At 61.2% G+C, this 17,653-nt stretch carries 16 protein-coding genes; 13 read left to right on the top strand and 3 right to left on the bottom strand.

The features are described 5' to 3' along the window. Positions 1 to 67: 67 nt before the first annotated feature. On the top strand, positions 68 to 520 hold the full coding sequence (locus tag ABQX22_RS06545; protein ID WP_349797701.1) for a DUF4399 domain-containing protein: 453 nt from the start codon (positions 68 to 70) through the stop codon (positions 518 to 520). Between the two features lie 78 nt (positions 521 to 598). Here ABQX22_RS06545 and ABQX22_RS06540 read toward each other — a convergent pair whose 3' ends face one another. Further along, positions 599 to 2,224, bottom strand: coding sequence for a methyl-accepting chemotaxis protein (locus tag ABQX22_RS06540; RefSeq protein ID WP_349797699.1), 1,626 nt, complete (start codon positions 2,222 to 2,224; stop codon positions 599 to 601). Positions 2,225 to 2,570: 346 nt separating this feature from the next. Here ABQX22_RS06540 and ABQX22_RS06535 point away from each other — a divergent pair, with 346 nt between their 5' ends. Further along, positions 2,571 to 2,804, top strand: a complete 234-nt coding sequence (locus ABQX22_RS06535) for a hypothetical protein (RefSeq protein ID WP_349797697.1) — start codon at positions 2,571 to 2,573, stop codon at positions 2,802 to 2,804. Positions 2,805 to 2,821: 17 nt separating this feature from the next. After that, a complete protein-coding gene (locus ABQX22_RS06530; RefSeq protein ID WP_349797695.1) occupies positions 2,822 to 3,103 on the top strand; it encodes a cell division protein ZapA in 282 nt (93 codons plus the stop codon). A gap of 109 nt (positions 3,104 to 3,212) precedes the next feature. Here the strand turns inward: ABQX22_RS06530 and ABQX22_RS06525 are convergent, their stop codons facing one another. Then, a complete protein-coding gene (locus tag ABQX22_RS06525) occupies positions 3,213 to 4,253 on the bottom strand; it encodes a threonine aldolase family protein (RefSeq protein ID WP_349797693.1) in 1,041 nt (346 codons plus the stop codon). A 114-nt stretch (positions 4,254 to 4,367) separates the two neighbouring features. Here ABQX22_RS06525 and ABQX22_RS06520 point away from each other — a divergent pair, with 114 nt between their 5' ends. Together ABQX22_RS06520 and alaC are read left to right on the top strand one after the other, a co-directional pair. Further along, on the top strand, positions 4,368 to 5,126 hold the full coding sequence (locus tag ABQX22_RS06520; RefSeq protein ID WP_349797691.1) for a TraX family protein: 759 nt from the start codon (positions 4,368 to 4,370) through the stop codon (positions 5,124 to 5,126). 208 nt (positions 5,127 to 5,334) lie between these two features. Next, a complete protein-coding gene (gene alaC, locus ABQX22_RS06515; RefSeq protein WP_349797689.1) occupies positions 5,335 to 6,549 on the top strand; it encodes an alanine transaminase in 1,215 nt (404 codons plus the stop codon). 6 nt (positions 6,550 to 6,555) lie between these two features. On the opposite strand, the gene ABQX22_RS06510 is transcribed toward alaC, so the two are convergent. Next, a complete protein-coding gene (locus tag ABQX22_RS06510; protein ID WP_349797687.1) occupies positions 6,556 to 7,296 on the bottom strand; it encodes a hypothetical protein in 741 nt (246 codons plus the stop codon). 512 nt (positions 7,297 to 7,808) lie between these two features. On the opposite strand from ABQX22_RS06510, the gene glyA reads away from it, so the two are divergent. From glyA to ABQX22_RS06470, 8 genes are all read left to right on the top strand, one after another. Beyond that, complete coding sequence (gene glyA / locus ABQX22_RS06505; protein ID WP_349797685.1) at positions 7,809 to 9,062, top strand: serine hydroxymethyltransferase; 1,254 nt, start codon at positions 7,809 to 7,811, stop codon at positions 9,060 to 9,062. Positions 9,063 to 9,077: 15 nt separating this feature from the next. After that, a complete protein-coding gene (locus tag ABQX22_RS06500; RefSeq protein ID WP_349797683.1) occupies positions 9,078 to 10,328 on the top strand; it encodes a sarcosine oxidase subunit beta family protein in 1,251 nt (416 codons plus the stop codon). Between the two features lie 22 nt (positions 10,329 to 10,350). After that, positions 10,351 to 10,665 carry a sarcosine oxidase subunit delta gene (locus ABQX22_RS06495; RefSeq protein ID WP_349797681.1) on the top strand — a complete coding sequence of 105 codons (315 nt, stop codon included), beginning with the start codon at positions 10,351 to 10,353 and terminating at the stop codon, positions 10,663 to 10,665. Further along, positions 10,662 to 13,682 carry a sarcosine oxidase subunit alpha gene (locus tag ABQX22_RS06490; RefSeq protein ID WP_349797680.1) on the top strand — a complete coding sequence of 1,007 codons (3,021 nt, stop codon included), beginning with the start codon at positions 10,662 to 10,664 and terminating at the stop codon, positions 13,680 to 13,682. Before ABQX22_RS06495 ends, ABQX22_RS06490 begins: the two co-directional genes overlap by 4 nt. Before the next feature lie 171 nt (positions 13,683 to 13,853). Then, positions 13,854 to 14,486, top strand: a complete 633-nt coding sequence (locus tag ABQX22_RS06485) for a sarcosine oxidase subunit gamma (protein WP_349797678.1) — start codon at positions 13,854 to 13,856, stop codon at positions 14,484 to 14,486. Positions 14,487 to 14,601: 115 nt separating this feature from the next. Further along, positions 14,602 to 15,459, top strand: a complete 858-nt coding sequence (purU, locus tag ABQX22_RS06480) for a formyltetrahydrofolate deformylase (RefSeq protein ID WP_349797676.1) — start codon at positions 14,602 to 14,604, stop codon at positions 15,457 to 15,459. 186 nt (positions 15,460 to 15,645) lie between these two features. Then, positions 15,646 to 16,845, top strand: coding sequence for a formaldehyde dehydrogenase, glutathione-independent (gene fdhA, locus ABQX22_RS06475; protein ID WP_349797674.1), 1,200 nt, complete (start codon positions 15,646 to 15,648; stop codon positions 16,843 to 16,845). A gap of 213 nt (positions 16,846 to 17,058) precedes the next feature. Beyond that, entirely contained in the window at positions 17,059 to 17,634 is a 576-nt protein-coding gene (locus ABQX22_RS06470) for a DUF1190 domain-containing protein (protein ID WP_349797672.1), read from the top strand. Positions 17,635 to 17,653: the final 19 nt, after the last annotated feature.

Genomic DNA, 17,653 nt, shown 5'->3' with positions numbered 1-17,653 from the left:
GAAACACGTCTGCAGGACCGGCTAAGGTGAAGGTGCCCCCACGCACACAACCCCACCTGGAGAACCCATGAAAACCTTACTCGCAAGACCTGCCATTGCCGGCCTGCTACTTGGTTCCGCTTTGCTCGGCGCTGCGTTCACGACTCAGGCAGCCGACGTGCCGCTCACGGCGTCTCCTGCGGGTGCAGAGGTCTACATCATCTCGCCCAAGGATGGCGCGACCCTCAACGGCACCTTCAAAGTGCAATTCGGCCTCAAGGGCATGGGCATAGCGCCAGCCGGTGTCGACATGCCGGACACCGGTCATCACCACCTGCTGATTGACGTGAAAGACCAGCCGTCCATGGATGCGCCGCTGCCGACCACGGACAACATCCGCCACTTCGGCAAAGGCCAGACCGAAACGGAACTGACCCTCGCGCCGGGGCGCCACACGCTGCAGTTGCTGGTTGGCGACAAGAACCACATACCGCTGAACCCGCCGGTGGAATCACAGAAGATCACCGTGACCGTGAAGTAACACCGCCCCCCGGTCCATCGCGGCACCGGACTCAAACGCAAAGAGGCCGCACAAGGCGGCCTCCTGTTGCTTCAGATCTTACAAGCGGAAGCGCGCCACCATACCGGTCAAATCTACCGCCAGGCGCGACAGTTCGTTGCTCGCGGCGGTTGTCTGATTGGCGCCGGTCGCCGATTGCGCGGACAGGTCACGGATGTTCACCAGGTTGCGATCCACTTCCCGAGCGACCTGAGCCTGCTCTTCGGCAGCACTGGCGATCACCAGGTTGCGCTCGTTGATTTCCACCACTGCCACGTTAATGGTGTCCAGCGCCAGGCCAGCGCCTTTGGCGATGTTCAGCGTCGACTCGGCGCGCTCAGTGCTGCTGCGCATTGAGTTGACGGCCTGTTCGGTGCCGCCCTGAATGCTGCCGATCATGCGTTCGATTTCGCTGGTCGACTGCTGAGTGCGATGGGCCAGGGCCCGGACCTCATCAGCCACCACCGCAAAACCACGACCCGCTTCACCGGCACGCGCCGCTTCAATGGCCGCGTTGAGCGCCAGCAGGTTGGTCTGGTCGGCCAGGCCGCGAATCACGTCCAGCACCTTGCCGATGTCACGGGACTCGTCAGCCAGATTGCCGATCAGGGTCGCGGTGCTCTGCACATCGCCCGTCATGCGTTCGATGGCACTGACGGTTTCTTGCACCAGGTCACGGCCATCGCTGGCGGACGAGGTGGCGTTTTTCGACGCTTCGGAGGTGCTGACCGCGTTGCGCGCAACTTCTTCCACGGCGCTGGTCATTTCGTTGACAGCCGTGGCCGCCTGCTCGATCTCGTTGTTCTGTTGCGACAGACCGCGCGCGCTTTCGTCGGTTACGGCGTTCAGCTCTTCGGCGGCCGACGCCAGTTGGGTCGCGGAGCCGGAAATACGTTGCAGGGTGTCACGCAGTTTGGACTGCATCTTGAGCATCGCGCCCAGCAGGCGGCCGGCTTCATCGGTGCCGTCGACCTTGATGGTGTGCGTCAGATCGCCTTCGGCAATACCCTCGGCGGCGTCGAGCGCGGCGGAGATAGGCCGGGTGATGCTGTTGGTCAGCAACCAGGCAAACAGCATGGTCAGGATGGTCGCGATGATTAGCAATGACACCACCATGGTGAAGGCGCTGGAGTAATCATCGGCTGCGGCTTTATTCGCGTCGTTCATCTGTTGAGTGTTGAGCTCCACCAGTTTGGCCAGCACGGTGTTCATCTGTTCCGAGTTGTTCTGCAGGCCAACGTTGAGCAAGGCCGCCAGTTCATCAAGCTTGTTGGCCTGGCTCAGGGACTTCATCTGGCTTTCGAGCTGGCGGTATTCGCCCAGCAGCACGACGTACTGGTCGTATGCCGCCTTCTCGGTCGCTCCGTCGATCAGCTTGACATAAATGGTCTGCGCGTCGTCGATCTGCTTGTTGCGCATGGCCAGCAGGTCCACCGTTTTCTGTACGGTGCTTTCTTCACGATTGAGCAGCAGGCGATACGACAACACACGCAAGCGGATGCTGGCCTCGGTCATCTTGTCCAGGCTTTTAATGCTGGGCACAGTGTTGTGGGCGATGCGATCGGTGGCGTCGTTGATTTTGCTCATTTGCATGAGCGCGAAGACGCCGAGGACCAGCATCAGCAAGCCGATGATGGAAAACCCGAGAAACGCGCGAGGCGCGATGTTGATATTACGAAGCGACATGTAAGTACCTGAAGGACGCACATATTCTGTGCGGCAGAGCAATTGAAGTTCGAGAATTACCCTCCCTATCGGACATGCCGCGAAACTCTTGAGCCCCCTTTCGGGTGTATCGACCACGTGTGCGCTTTTGTCACGGGTCCGTTTGGGTGATGCTCGACCGCCTGTCTGACGAACAGCAGGAACAAGCTGCGAAAAAGACAGTCAACAGGGCCCTTATGCGTTTTCGTGACTAAAGGATGAAGTGGCGTTGAATGGCCGCAGCCTTGGGACTACCCCGATGGTCATGGCGTGTGCAGCGTCTTTTCTTTATCGTACGCGCCCGTTGAAATTTGCTTGAGAATTCAAAATGTTGGAAGCATCCCTTAGCCAGTTGGAACAGCTTGTCGGTGACCTGGTACAGCAGAACCAGGTCCTGCAAAACACAAACGCACAACTCGCCACCGAGTTGGCAAAAGCCAAGGATGACAACGACACCCTGCAGTTGAATCTGATGGAGCAGGAAGAGAAGCACGGCGCCACGGCCAGCAGGATTCAGGCGCTGGTTGACCGCGCGGCCAGTGCCAGCGCCGTCAGCGCATGATCATCAATGAAGAAGGGGTGAACGTCGTTTCCATTCTGGGCAACGACTACTCGATCAAGGCCCCGGAAGGGCAGGAAAGGGCGCTGGCTGATGCCGTGGTCATGCTCAAGACTGCCCTGGCTGAAACCAAACGCAATTACCCGACCCTGATAGGCGACCGGCTGCTGGTACTGGCGGCGCTGAATCTGTGTTCCAGGCAGGTCGAGTTGAAACAGCAGCACACCGCCGAACTGGAGCGCTGCCAGCAGCAGGTGAGCGCGACGGTTGATGTGATTTCCAGGGTGATTGGCGAGGCGTAAATGATCTTTGTTGGAGCGAGGCTTGCCCGCGAATCGGTCCATCCGTCGACATTGATGTCGTCTGACTCAACGCCTTCGCGGGCAAGCCTCGCTCCAACAGGACTCTCCATCAACCTCCCATCACCAACCGAATATCCGCTGCCAACTCCCGCACGCGGGCCTCTTCGGTGTCCCACGAGCACATGAATCGCGCGCCGCCGTTACCAATGAAGGTGTAGAAGCGCCAGCCCCTGGCGGTCAGCGCGGCGATGGCGGCTTCCGACAGTTGCAGGAACACGCCGTTGGCCTGCACCGGAAACATCAATTCCACGCCGGGAATGTCCTTGACCAATTCAGCCAGCAATTGCGCGCAGCTGTTGGCGTGCCGAGCATGTTTGAGCCACGCATCGTTTTCCAACAGGCCGACCCATGGCGCGGACAGGAAGCGCATCTTCGACGCCAGTTGCCCCGCCTGTTTGCAGCGATAGTCGAAGTCTTCGGCCAGTTTGTGGTTGAAGAACAGAATCGCTTCGCCGACTGCCATGCCGTTCTTGGTCCCGCCAAAGCACAACACGTCGATGCAGGATTTCCAGGTCAGCTCAGCAGGTGAGCAGTCCAGGTACGCGCAGGCATTGGCGAAGCGCGCGCCGTCCATGTGCAGGTTCAGGCCCAGCTCCTTGCAGGTCGCGCTGATCGCCTTGAGTTCTTCGGGCTGGTACACGCTGCCCACTTCGGTCGCTTGAGTGAGGGTGACGACGCGGGGCTTGGGGTAGTGAATGTCCTGACGCTTGAGTGCGACCTCACGAATCGATTCCGGCGTCAGCTTGCCGTTCTCGCTGCGGGCGGTCAGCAGTTTGGAGCCGTTGGAGAAGAATTCCGGCGCGCCGCATTCGTCGGTTTCGACGTGGGCGGTTTCAGAACAGATGACGCTGTGATAACTCTGGCACAGCGAGGACAACGCCAGCGAGTTGGCCGCTGTGCCGTTGAAGGCGAAAAATACTTCGCAGTCGGTTTCGAACAATTGACGGAATTGATCGGCCGCGCGGGCGGTCCATTGGTCGTCGCCGTAGGCGCGTTGGTGACCGTGGTTGGCTTGCTCCATCGCCGCCCAGGCTTCCGGGCAGATGCCCGAATAGTTATCGCTGGCAAACTGCTGGCTTTGGTCTGTCATGGCCGGTTCCCTGTAAACGAATAGGGTGCGACTTTAACCAACAACGGGGGTGTCGGTCATGCCCTGTTATCGAGCGCATTCAATGCAACCCCTCAGACCGGGTAACGGAGCGACATGACTCACTCTCAATTCCCGAACGCGGGCGTGCGTGACAAGGCGCTGGATCTGCTCAAGTGGCTGGCGATGGTGAGCATGGTCATGGACCACCTGCGCTACGTGGGCTGGCACGCGGACTGGCTGTACGTGCCGGGGCGGCTGGCGTTTCCGTGGTTTTGCCTGGCCATCGCCATGAACGTAGCACGCAGTACGCCGACCCTCCCGACAATGACGCCGCCTCGTTCCGTCCAGTGGAAATACCTGGCCTGGTTGTTGGTGTTTTCCTGCATTGCCGAGTTGCCTTATCGGCTGTACATGGCTGAAGAGGCCTACACGCTGAATGTCCTGCCGACCCTCGCGCTGGGGTTGCTGGTGGCGCAGGGCTGCGCCAGCCGGGCGATGGGGGTGCGGCTATTGGGGGGCGCCGCGTTGGTCGTGGCCCTGGTGTTCAGCGATCACCTGATGTTCAGCGCTTTCGGCGTCTTGCTGCCGCTGGCGTGCCTGCTGGTGCTGCGTCGCCCACTCTGGCTGGCGATCGTGCCCGGCGTGGTGTGTCTGTTCAGCAATGCGTGGCGGCAGATTCTTGAGGGTACGCAGTGGGGCGATCCGGTCTCGGTGGGGGCGCTGATTGCCTGCCTGCTGGGGCCAGCGTTGGGCATTGCGCTGTTGCGGGGGCAGCCGCCGTTTGCGGTATTGCCGATGCGGCGCTGGGCGTATGCGATCTATCCGCTGCATTTTTTGGTGTTGTTGGGAGTGCGCGAACTGCTGGCGTTGTAGGCGCGCCCTTGCCCGCGATTGCGGTGTGGCAGCCAACGATGCGGCGTCTGGATAAACGCATCGCGGGCAAGCGCGCCCCTACAGGTGTGGTTGCCGCTGAAAATCGATATGGACAAACCGCCATCACGCCCCTTATCTTCCGCCCCAGGCCACCGCAGTGGCCAGCGTCGCTCGGACGGTTCCGGGCGCTTACGTTTCAGAGGTTCACATGGCAGATCCTGTCTCGCCGCGCCGTTTCGCGCGCATCGATCGACTCCCCCCTTACGTCTTCAACATCACCGCCGAGCTGAAAATGGCCGCGCGTCGTCGTGGGGAAGACATCATCGACCTGAGCATGGGCAACCCCGACGGGCCAACCCCACCGCACATCGTCGAAAAACTGATCACCGTCGCCCAACGTGAGGACACGCACGGCTACTCGACTTCGCGTGGCATCCCGCGTCTGCGTCGGGCGATTTCCAGCTGGTACAAGAAACGCTACGAGATCGATATCGATCCTGAAACCGAAGCCATCGTCACCATCGGCTCCAAAGAGGGCCTGGCGCACTTGATGCTGGCCACTTTGGATCAGGGCGACACGGTGCTGGTGCCGAACCCCAGTTACCCGATTCACATCTACGGCGCGGTGATCGCGGGTGCCCAGGTGCGTTCGGTGCCGCTGATCCCGGGTGTGGATTTCTTCGCCGAACTGGAAAAAGCCATTCGCGGCTCGATCCCGAAGCCGAAGATGATGATCCTGGGCTTCCCGTCCAACCCCACTGCGCAATGTGTGGAACTGGATTTCTTTGAACGGGTGGTGGCGCTGGCCAAACAGTACGACGTGCTGGTGGTGCACGACCTGGCCTACGCCGACATCGTCTACGACGGCTGGAAAGCGCCGTCCATCATGCAGGTGCCCGGCGCCAAGGACATCGCGGTGGAATTCTTCACGCTGTCCAAGAGCTACAACATGGCCGGCTGGCGGATCGGCTTCATGGTCGGCAACCCGGAACTGGTCAACGCCCTGGCGCGGATCAAGAGCTACCACGACTACGGCACGTTCACGCCGCTGCAAGTGGCCGCCATTGCCGCGCTGGAAGGCGACCAACAGTGCGTGCTCGACATCGCCGAGCAATACCGTCAGCGCCGCAACGTGTTGGTCAAAGGTCTGCACGAACTGGGCTGGATGGTCGAAAACCCCAAGGCGTCGATGTACGTCTGGGCCAAGATTCCCGAGGCGTACGCGGCCATGGGCTCGCTGGAGTTCGCCAAGAAGCTGCTGCTGGAGGCGAAAGTCTGCGTGTCGCCCGGTGTCGGTTTTGGTGAGTACGGCGACGATCACGTGCGCTTCGCCCTGATCGAGAACCAGGACCGGATTCGTCAGGCCGTGCGCGGTATCCGCACCATGTTCCGGGCTGACGGGTTGATTACGCAGAAAAACTGAATGTCGTCACTTTTTGCCGAGGTCTTGACGGGACCTCGGCACATCCGGCAGCGGCATATGTTTGAGGATCGGTGATGACGGTAATTCGGGATGAGTGGTTATTCCGTAGACGACCGACAGCTCATTGGAACCGCTCGCCACATAGTAATCACCGGGCGCGGCGCATCGAATTGCTTCGGCTTCCGTGACTGTTGTTGAGTAGCTGCGCCCTTCAACTGTGCGGATGTTGACCGACACTTGGCGGTCCTCAGACACTCTGAAAATTCTGTCCATCACGATGTCTTCTTCAGACGGACTTACGTAAAAAGTCGAGCCTTTGGGAAGAGACAGCGCAAGGTCGGATTCAACGGACTGCGGTGCCGTGATGGGTGGTATTTCCCATAGATAGATATCGGCGACCACTTCTGCGTCCGGATAAGAAATGATCTTGAGAATGACCGAATAGAAACTGCCGTCCTGATGAACGATGTCTTGGGGGGTGGCATACAGCCTGGCATCGCCCACTGAAACTACGGTCGAAAGCACTTGCTCCGAGTCCTCGACGTATACAGTAAGCAGTGCCTCAAGCGTGCTCACTTCTTGGATAATCCTCAGCTTGACCGAGCCTTCTATATCCACCGTATGAAACACGCCCTGGGTCAGAAAGAGCAGCGGCTCCGTGGCGGGTGCCTGTGGACTGACGGTTTTCGCCCTCAGCGCCTTCCATAACTGAGGCGTTAGCGTATGCGACCTTGCGATTGTGCCCATGATCATTCCCTTGAGTGAGTGGCTGCCAGTCGTTCCGTTAGGCTTGAAAGTAAAGCCGCCCTCGCTATTTGAATACTGTCATTGTTGACAGTATTCATGCCCGCTGGTCTGAAGTGTCGTGGGTGCTGATGCTTTGCGGCAGGCTTGGGCGCGACGGCCAGGTGCCTTCCAAATCGGTCTGATTGCGACATTCGCTGAACAGAAATCCCCGGCCTTGACCGGGGATTTTTGTATGTAACGCGCGCCCTGTAGGAGCGCGCTTGCCCGCGATAGCATTTGTCCAGACACCGCACTGGTGCCTGTCACGCCGTAATCGCGGGCAAGCGCGCTCCTACAGATGGCTGTGCCAGCACCTCATTTATCCCTCCCCGCCAACCCATGTCGTAAACGAACCTTTGCGTGGCGCCCGTAGGCATCTAGCCACTCGGCGTCAGCCATACCATCGCTGCCAAGGGGCATTCCACACGCCCTACCGAAAAGTCAGGCGCCGCGCCGCCGCTGGGAGAACCGCGATGTTCAGCAAGCAAGACCAGATCCAGGGTTACGACGATGCACTGCTGGCGGCGATGAATGCCGAGGAGCAGCGTCAGGAAGATCACATCGAGCTGATCGCCTCGGAGAATTACACCAGCCAGCGCGTGATGGAAGCCCAAGGCAGCGGCCTGACCAATAAGTACGCCGAAGGCTATCCGGGCAAGCGCTACTACGGCGGCTGCGAGCACGTCGACAAAGTCGAGCAACTGGCCATCGACCGCGCCAAGCTGCTGTTCGGCGCCGATTACGCCAACGTCCAGCCACACTCCGGCAGCCAGGCCAACGCCGCTGTCTATCTGGCGTTGCTGAACGCAGGCGACACCGTGCTGGGTATGAGCCTGGCCCACGGCGGTCACTTGACCCACGGCGCCAAAGTCAGCTTTTCCGGCAAGCTCTACAACGCGGTGCAATACGGCATCGACACCACCACCGGCCTGATCGATTACGACGAACTCGAGCGCATCGCCGTTGAGTCCCAACCCAAGATGATCATCGCCGGGTTCTCGGCCTACTCCAAAACCCTGGATTTCCCGCGCTTCCGTGAAATCGCCGACAAAGTGGGCGCTTATCTGTTCGTCGACATGGCCCACGTGGCCGGGCTGGTGGCGGCGGGTCTGTACCCGAACCCGCTGCCGTACGCCGACGTGGTGACCACCACCACCCACAAGACCCTGCGCGGCCCCCGTGGCGGCTTGATCCTGGCCAAGGCCAACGAAGCACTGGAGAAGAAATTCAACTCCGCCGTGTTCCCGGGCGGGCAGGGCGGTCCGCTGATGCATGTCATCGCCGCCAAGGCTGTGTGCTTCAAAGAGGCCATGGAGCCGACGTTCAAGGCCTATCAGCAGCAAGTGATCGATAACGCCCAGGCCATGGCGCAGGTGTTTATCGACCGGGGTTTTGACGTGGTGTCCGGCGGCACTGACAACCACCTGTTCCTGGTCAGCCTGATCCGTCAGGGCCTGACTGGCAAAGACGCCGACGCCGCACTGGGTCGTGCGCACATCACCGTCAACAAGAACTCGGTCCCCAACGATCCTCAATCGCCGTTCGTGACCTCGGGTCTGCGCATCGGCACCCCGGCCGTCACCACCCGCGGCTTCAAGGTGACCCAGTGCATCACGCTGGCGGGCTGGATCTGCGACATCCTCGACAACCTCGGCGACGCCGATGTCGAGGCCAATGTCGCCAGCCAGGTGTCCGCCCTGTGCGCCGATTTCCCGGTTTACCGCTGAGTCAGGAGTAGCACCATGCAGCATTACTCAGGCTTCGGCCTCTTGAAACACTCCCTCAGCCATCACGAAAACTGGCAGCGCATGTGGCGCACGCCGACCCCGAAAAAAGTCTACGACGTGGTCATCGTCGGCGGCGGCGGTCACGGGCTGGCCACCGCGTACTATCTGGCCAAAGAGCACGGCATCACCAACGTGGCCGTGGTCGAGAAGGGCTGGCTGGGCGGCGGCAACACGGCGCGCAACACCACTATCGTGCGGTCCAACTACCTCTGGGATGAATCCGCGCACCTGTACGAACACGCGATGAAACTGTGGGAAGGCCTGTCCCAGGACCTGAACTACAACGTTATGTTCTCTCAGCGCGGCGTCTACAACCTGTGCCACACCCTGCAGGACATGCGTGATTCCGAACGCCGTGTCAGCGCCAACCGCCTCAATGGCGTCGATGGCGAACTGCTCAATGGCAAGCAAGTGGCGGACGAGATCCCGTACCTGGATTGCTCGAAAAACACCCGTTACCCGATCATCGGCGCCACCGTGCAACGGCGCGGCGGTGTTGCGCGTCACGACGCTGTGGCCTGGGGCTTTGCCCGTGCCGCCGATGCGTTGGGCGTGGATTTGATCCAGCAGACCGAAGTCACCGGTTTTCGCAAGGAAAACGGCGTGTGCATCGGCGTGGAAACCAGCAAAGGCTTTATCGGCGCCAAGCGCGTCGGTGTGGTGACGGCCGGTAACTCCGGGCACATGGCCAAGCTTGCGGGCTTTCGCCTGCCGATTGAATCCCACCCGCTGCAGGCGCTGGTGTCCGAGCCGATCAAGCCGATTATCGACAGCGTGATCATGTCCAACGCCGTGCACGGCTACATCAGCCAGTCCGACAAGGGCGACCTGGTGATCGGCGCCGGTATCGACAGCTGGGTCGGCTACGGTCAGCGCGGTTCGTACCCGGTGATCGAACACACCATTCAAGCCATCGTCGAGATGTTCCCGGTGTTGTCCCGCGTGCGCATGAACCGCCAGTGGGGCGGCATCGTCGACACTACGCCGGACGCCTGCCCGATCATTTCCAAGACGCCTGTGCCGAACATGTTCTTCAACTGCGGTTGGGGCACCGGTGGCTTCAAGGCCACGCCGGGTTCGGGCAACGTGTTTGCGGCGAGTCTGGCCAAGGGCGAAATGCACCCGCTGGCCAAACCCTTCTCCATCGATCGCTTCCACAACGGCGCGCTCATTGATGAGCACGGCGCTGCTGCCGTCGCTCACTAACCACTAACAGGAGAGTTTTCCTATGTTGCACATCTTCTGTCCTCACTGTGGCGAGCTGCGCTCCGAAGAGGAATTCCACCCGTCAGGCCAGGCACACATTCCGCGTCCGCTGGACCCGGCAGCCTGCACCGACGCCGAGTGGGGCGACTACATGTTCTTCCGCGACAACCCGCGTGGCCTGCACCACGAGCTGTGGATTCACGGCGCCGGTTGCCGCCAGTACTTCAACGTCACGCGTGACACCGTGACCTACGAAATTCTCGAAACCTATCTGATTGGCACCAAGCCGCAGTTCGTCAACCAGGCGCCGGCTGTCGGTCGCGGAGACAAGGTATGAGCCAGAACAATCGACTGCCCCATGGCGGCCGTATCGACCGCAGCAAGGTGCTGAACTTCACCTTCAACGGTCAGGTGTATCAAGGCTTTGAAGGCGACACCCTGGCCGCAGCCTTGCTGGCCAACGGCGTCGATATCATCGGTCGCAGCTTCAAGTATTCGCGTCCCCGGGGCATCTTCGCCGCCGGTTCTGAAGAGCCGAACGCAGTGCTGCAGATCGGCGCCACCGAAGCCACGCAGATTCCGAACGTGCGCGCCACGCAGCAAGCGCTGTATTCGGGCCTCGTTGCCACCAGCACCAACGGCTGGCCGAGCGTCAACACCGACATGATGGGGATCCTCGGCAAGGTCGGCGGCAAGCTGATGCCGCCGGGCTTCTACTACAAAACCTTCATGTACCCGCAGTCGTTCTGGATGACTTACGAGAAGTACATCCGCAAGGCGGCTGGTCTCGGTCGTTCGCCGACTGAAAACGACCCGGACACCTACGACAACTTCAACCAGCACTGCGACGTGCTGATCGTCGGCGCAGGCCCTGCCGGTCTGGCCGCTGCGCTGGCTTCGGCTCGCAGCGGCGCGCGTGTGATCATCGCCGACGAGCAGGAAGAATTCGGCGGCAGCCTGCTGGATTCTCGCGAAAGCCTGGACGGCAAACCGGCCGCTGAATGGGTCGCCACCGTCGTTGCTGAGTTGCAAGGCTTGCCCAACGTGGTGTTGCTGCCTCGCGCCACGGTCAACGGCTACCACGACCACAACTTCCTGACCATTCACGAGCGCCTGACCGATCACCTCGGCGACCGCGCCCCGATTGGCCAGGTGCGTCAGCGCATGCACCGCGTTCGCGCCAAGCGTGTGGTGCTCGCGAGCGGGACCCACGAGCGTCCACTGGTCTACGGCAACAACGACGTGCCGGGCAACATGCTGGCCGGTGCGGTTTCGACCTACGTGCGTCGTTATGGCGTCGCACCGGGCAAGAAGCTGGTACTGAGCACGAACAACGACCACGCCTACCGCGTTGCCCTGGATTGGCTCGACGCCAGCCTGCAGGTGGTGGCGATCGCCGATGCCCGCCACAATCCACGCGGCGCGCTGGTCGAAGAAGCGCGGGCCAAGGGGATTCGCATCCTTACCGGCAGCGCTGTCACCGAAGCCCGTGGCACCAAGCGCGTGACCGCAGCCCGTGTCTGCGCCATCGACGTCAAGGCCCACAAGGTCACCAGCCCCGGCGAATGGCTCGACTGCGACCTGATCGCCAGCTCCGGCGGCTACAGCCCGATTGTTCACCTGGCCTCCCACTTGGGCGGCAAACCGGTCTGGCGTGAGGACATCCTCGGTTTCGTGCCGGGTGAAGCGCCGCAGAAACGCGTGTGTGTCGGCGGTGTGAACGGGGTTTACGCCTTGGGCGACGCGCTGGCCGACGGGTTCGAAGGGGGCGTGCGCGCCGCCAGCGAAGCGGGTTTCAAGATGGTCGAGGGCGTGCTGCCCAAAGCCCTGAGCCGTGCTGAAGAGCCGACGCTGGCGCTGTTCCAGGTGCCCCACGACAAATCCACCACCCGCGCGCCGAAGCAATTCGTCGACCTGCAAAACGACGTCACCGCCGCCGGCATCGAGCTGGCGACCCGGGAAGGTTTCGAGTCGGTCGAGCACGTCAAACGCTACACCGCGCTGGGTTTCGGTACCGATCAGGGCAAGCTGGGTAACGTTAACGGCCTGGCCATCGCGGCCCGCTCGCTGAACGTGACCATCCCGGAAATGGGCACCACCATGTTCCGCCCTAACTACACGCCGGTGACCTTCGGCGCTGTGGCCGGCCGTCACTGCGGGCACATCTTCGAGCCGGTGCGCTTCACTGCGCTGCATGCATGGCATGTACGCAACGGCGCCGAATTCGAAGACGTCGGTCAGTGGAAACGTCCGTGGTACTTCCCGAAGGCCGGTGAAGACATCCACGCCGCCGTCGCCCGCGAATGCAAAGCCGTGCGCGCAAGCGTCGGCCTGCTGGACGCCTCGACCCTGGGCAAGATCGACATTCAAGGCCCGGATGCGCGTGAATTTCTGAACCGCATCTACACCAACGCCTGGACCAAGCTCGACGTGGGCAAAGCGCGTTACGGCCTGATGTGCAAAGAAGACGGCATGGTCTTCGACGACGGTGTGACGGCGTGCGTTGCCGACAACCATTTCATCATGACCACCACCACTGGCGGCGCGGCCCGCGTGCTGCAGTGGCTGGAAATCTACCAACAGACCGAATGGCCGGACCTGAAGGTGTACTTCACCTCCGTGACCGACCATTACGCGACCATGACCTTGTCCGGCCCCAACAGCCGCAAGCTGCTGGCCGAAGTGACCGACATGGACCTGGGCCGCGAAGCCTTCCCGTTCATGACCTGGAAGGAAGGTCTGGTGGGGGGCGTACCGGCGCGGGTCTTCCGGATTTCGTTTACCGGTGAGCTTTCCTACGAAGTGAACGTTCAGGCTGACTACGCCATGGGCGTGCTGGAAAAGATCATCGAAGCCGGCAAGCAATACAACCTGACGCCGTACGGCACCGAGACCATGCACGTGCTGCGGGCCGAGAAGGGTTTCATCATCGTCGGTCAGGACACCGATGGCTCGATGACCCCGGACGACCTGAACATGGGCTGGTGTGTCGGTCGCACCAAGCCGTTCTCTTGGATCGGCCAGCGCGGCATGAACCGCGAAGACTGTGTGCGTGATGACCGCAAGCAACTGGTGGGCCTCAAGCCGATTGATCCGACCAAGTGGCTGCCGGAAGGCGCGCAACTGGTGTTCGACCCGAAACAGTCGATCCCGATGACCATGGTCGGCCACGTCACTTCAAGCTATGCGGCGAACTCGCTGGGTTATTCGTTCGCCATGGGCGTGGTCAAGGGCGGGCTCAAGCGCATGGGCGAACGGGTGTTCTCACCGCAAGTCGATGGCAGCGTGATCGAAGCCGAAATCGTGTCCTCGGTGTTTTTCGATCCGAAGGGTGAGCAGCAGAACGTGGAGTAACCGGCGTTCCCACGCTTATCGGACTGATCGGATAACTGTGGGAGCGGACCTGTCCGCGAAGACGTCGGTACATTCGGCGCATCTTTGGTGACAGACACATTGCATTCGCGGACAGGTCCGCTCCCACGGGAGCACAGCCAGCGCTGCGTACAGAATTCAGACAGGTGCTCTATGACCACAGCCAACGTTTACCAACAACGGCCAACGACCGGCGCGAAAGCCGAGTCACCGTTGTTTCACGCCGACCTCAACAGCCTGGTCGGCCATGGCCGCGCCAACGCTGGCGTGACCCTGCGCGAGAAGAAACTGCTGGGCCACCTCACCATTCGGGGCGATGGTCACGATGCAGCCTTCGCCGCCGGTGTTCAGCAAGCGCTGGGCATGGCATTGCCTGGTCCGCTGGCACTGGTGGTCAGCGGTGACAGCTCGCTTCAGTGGCTCGGCCCGGATGAGTGGCTGCTGATAGTGCCCAGCGGCGAAGAGTTCGCTGCCGAAATGAAGCTGCGCGAAGCCCTGACCGGGTTGCACATCGCCATCGTCAATGTGAGCGGCGGTCAATCGCTGCTGGAGCTGACCGGGCCGAAGGTGCGCAACGTGCTGATGAAGTCCACCAGCTACGACGTGCATCCCGACAGCTTCCCGGTGGGCAAAGCCATCGGCACCGTGTTCGCCAAATCGCAGCTGGTGATCCGTCGTACCGGGGAAGAGACCTGGGAACTGCTGATCCGCCGCAGCTTCGCCGATTACTGGTGGCTGTGGCTGCAGGATGCGAGTGCGGAGTATGGCCTCAGTATCCAGGCTTGACGCCGACCCTGTAGGAGCGAACTTGTTCGCGAGACGCCGTCCCTGAGACACCGCGTCGTCACCTTCGCCAACAAGTTGGCTCATACAGGGATCTTCATTTTCCAGGAGCTACCCAATGAGCCGCGCCCCCGACACATGGATTCTGACCGCCGACTGCCCCAGCGTACTGGGCACGGTGGACGCGGTGACGCGCTACCTGTTCGAGCAGGGTTGCTACGTCACCGAGCACCATTCGTTCGATGACCGGCTCTCCAGCCGTTTCTTCATCCGCGTCGAGTTTCGCCAGCCCGAGGGCTTCGACGAGCAGGCCTTCCGCGCCGGGCTGGTTGAACGTGGGCAGGCCTTTGGCATGATCTTCGAGCTGACGGCGCCGAACTACCGGCCAAAAGTGGTGATCATGGTCTCCAAGGCCGATCACTGCCTCAATGACCTGCTGTATCGCCAGCGGATCAACCAGCTGTCCATGGACGTGGTGGCGGTGGTGTCCAACCACCCCGATCTCGAACCTTTGGCGCGCTGGCACGAGATTCCCTACTACCATTTCCCTCTGGATCCCAACGACAAGCCGTCGCAAGAGGCCAAGGTCTGGCAGGTGATTGAGGAATCCGGCGCTGAATTGGTGATCCTTGCGCGCTACATGCAGGTGCTGTCCCCTGACCTGTGCCGCAAGCTCGATGGCAAGGCGATCAACATTCATCACTCGCTGCTGCCGGGGTTCAAGGGGGCCAAGCCGTATCACCAGGCCTACAACAAGGGCGTAAAACTGGTGGGTGCCACCGCGCATTACATCAACAACGACCTGGACGAAGGCCCGATCATTGCCCAGGGCGTGGAGGCGGTGGATCACAGCCACTACCCCGAAGACCTGATCGCCAAAGGTCGCGACATCGAAGGCCAGACCCTGGCCCGGGCGGTGGGGTATCACATCGAGCGGCGTGTGTTTTTGAATGCCAATCGTACGGTAGTGCTTTAACGAAAACCTTCGCGGGCAAGCCTCGCTCCAGCAGTCTGCGATGTCCTGTAGGAGCGCGCTTGCCCGCGATGAACGATGACGAGGTCTGCCTGCAACACCGCGTGATGCCTATCGCGGGCAAGCGCGCTCCTACAGGATTTGATTGATTCACGCTCTTCTACAACAACAACTAAAGAGGTGACATGCATGTCTGGTAATCGTGGTGTGGTGTATCTCGGCGCTGGCAAGGTCGAAGTACAGAAAATCGACTATCCCAAAATGCAGGACCCGCGCGGCAAGAAGATCGAGCACGGGGTCATCCTGCGTGTAGTTTCCACCAACATCTGCGGCTCGGACCAACACATGGTGCGCGGTCGTACCACGGCCCAGGTGGGTCTGGTCCTTGGCCATGAGATCACGGGCGAAGTGATCGAAATGGGCACCGGCGTCGAAAATCTGAAGATCGGCGATCTGGTGTCCGTGCCCTTCAACGTGGCGTGCGGTCTGTGCCGCTCCTGCAAAGAGCAGCACACCGGCGTGTGCCTGACCGTCAACCCGGCCCGCCCCGGTGGCGCCTACGGTTACGTCGACATGGGCGACTGGGTCGGCGGTCAGGCCGAATACGTGCTGGTGCCCTACGCCGACTTCAACCTGCTCAAGCTGCCTGATCGCGACAAAGCGATGGAAAAAATCCGCGACCTCACCTGCCTCTCCGACATTCTGCCGACCGGTTATCACGGCGCAGTGACGGCCGGTGTTGGTCCGGGCAGCAGTGTCTACATCGCGGGCGCTGGCCCGGTCGGTTTGGCCGCCGCTGCGTCGGCTCGCCTGTTGGGCGCTGCGGTGGTCATCGTCGGGGACGTCAATCCCGTGCGTCTGGCTCACGCCAAGGCGCAGGGTTTTGAAATCGCCGACCTGTCCAAGGACACCCCGCTGCACGAGCAGATCGTGACCCTGCTGGGCGAACCGGAAGTGGATTGCGCGGTAGACGCCGTGGGCTTCGAAGCCCGGGGTCACGGTCATGACGGTGTGAAGGCCGAAGCGCCTGCAACGGTGCTCAACTCGCTGATGGGTGTGGTGCGGGTGGCCGGCAAAATCGGCATTCCCGGCCTGTACGTCACTGAAGATCCGGGTGCGGTGGACGCCGCCGCGAAAATGGGCAGCCTGAGCATTCGCTTTGGTCTGGGCTGGGCCAAATCCCACAGCTTCCACACCGGCCAGACCCCGGTCATGAAATACAACCGCCAACTGATGCAGGCCATCATGTGGGACCGCATCAACATCGCCGACGTCGTGGGTGTCGAAGTCATCACCCTTGACGACGCGCCGCGTGGCTACGGCGAATTCGATGCCGGCGTGCCGAAGAAATTCGTGATCGACCCGCACAAGTTGTTCAGCGCGGCATGACGCATCAAGCAGGCACAAAAAAGGGTGACTGAGGTCGCCCTTTTTCAATTCGTGTACGGCTCTGGATCAGTCGTTGTAGGGCGTTTCCGTAAACCTCAGCGGAATCTTTGACTTCTGTTTCATCCCGTTTCAAGCGCATTTTTGCTGTGTTATCTGTCCGGCCCGATTTTTTCAGGCTGTGGGTAATACATGTTTGTGTGCGCGGAAAAAATAGTGGTACAGACGCTCTCCTGTCTCTGGTTGATAGCGGGTTTCCCCAACACGTTGGCCACCGCTCAGGGGAGAGACGCGGCGCCGCGCTGGACCTACTCCATCGTGTATTACGAAAACGCCAACGCCTGCATGTGGGCCGGGGTGCCGGCCGATATCTGCCGCGCCGGTTATCGCTCGGCGTTTCGCCAGCATCTCCGGGTGGCGCCGATGTATCGGCAAGTGAAAGATTGCGAGAACGACTTTTACCCCGGTGAATGCGCCTCCAGCGCAGAGCCTTTGCGCTGGAGTCCGTGGTTGTCGGGCTTTTCACTGATTCGACGGTCGTCGCTTGCGCCCAACGCCGCCGAGGCGTTGGAGCCTGTGACGACGCTTTACTACAGCGAACCGCTGTACTGGGAACGCGACGGGCAGGGTGGCTCGCACTTGACGACGCTACGGGACATGTTGCGTGCCGGGCAGCACTTCGAGCATGCGATCAGCCGTCATCCCGACATCCTGCCGGGCTCGGCCCTGAGTGATCGACGCCTGGCACGCACCTTCGAGGCGCAGCGGCTGTATGAAGCCGTTGCGCCCTGAGCCCGAACGGCGCAGGTTC

The organism is Xanthomonas sp. WHRI 1810A (assembly GCF_040202885.1).
GTDB lineage: Bacteria > Pseudomonadota > Gammaproteobacteria > Pseudomonadales > Pseudomonadaceae > Aquipseudomonas.
The sequence above is the reverse complement of the archived record's forward strand: the minus strand, read 5'-3'. Positions and strand labels throughout refer to the sequence as shown.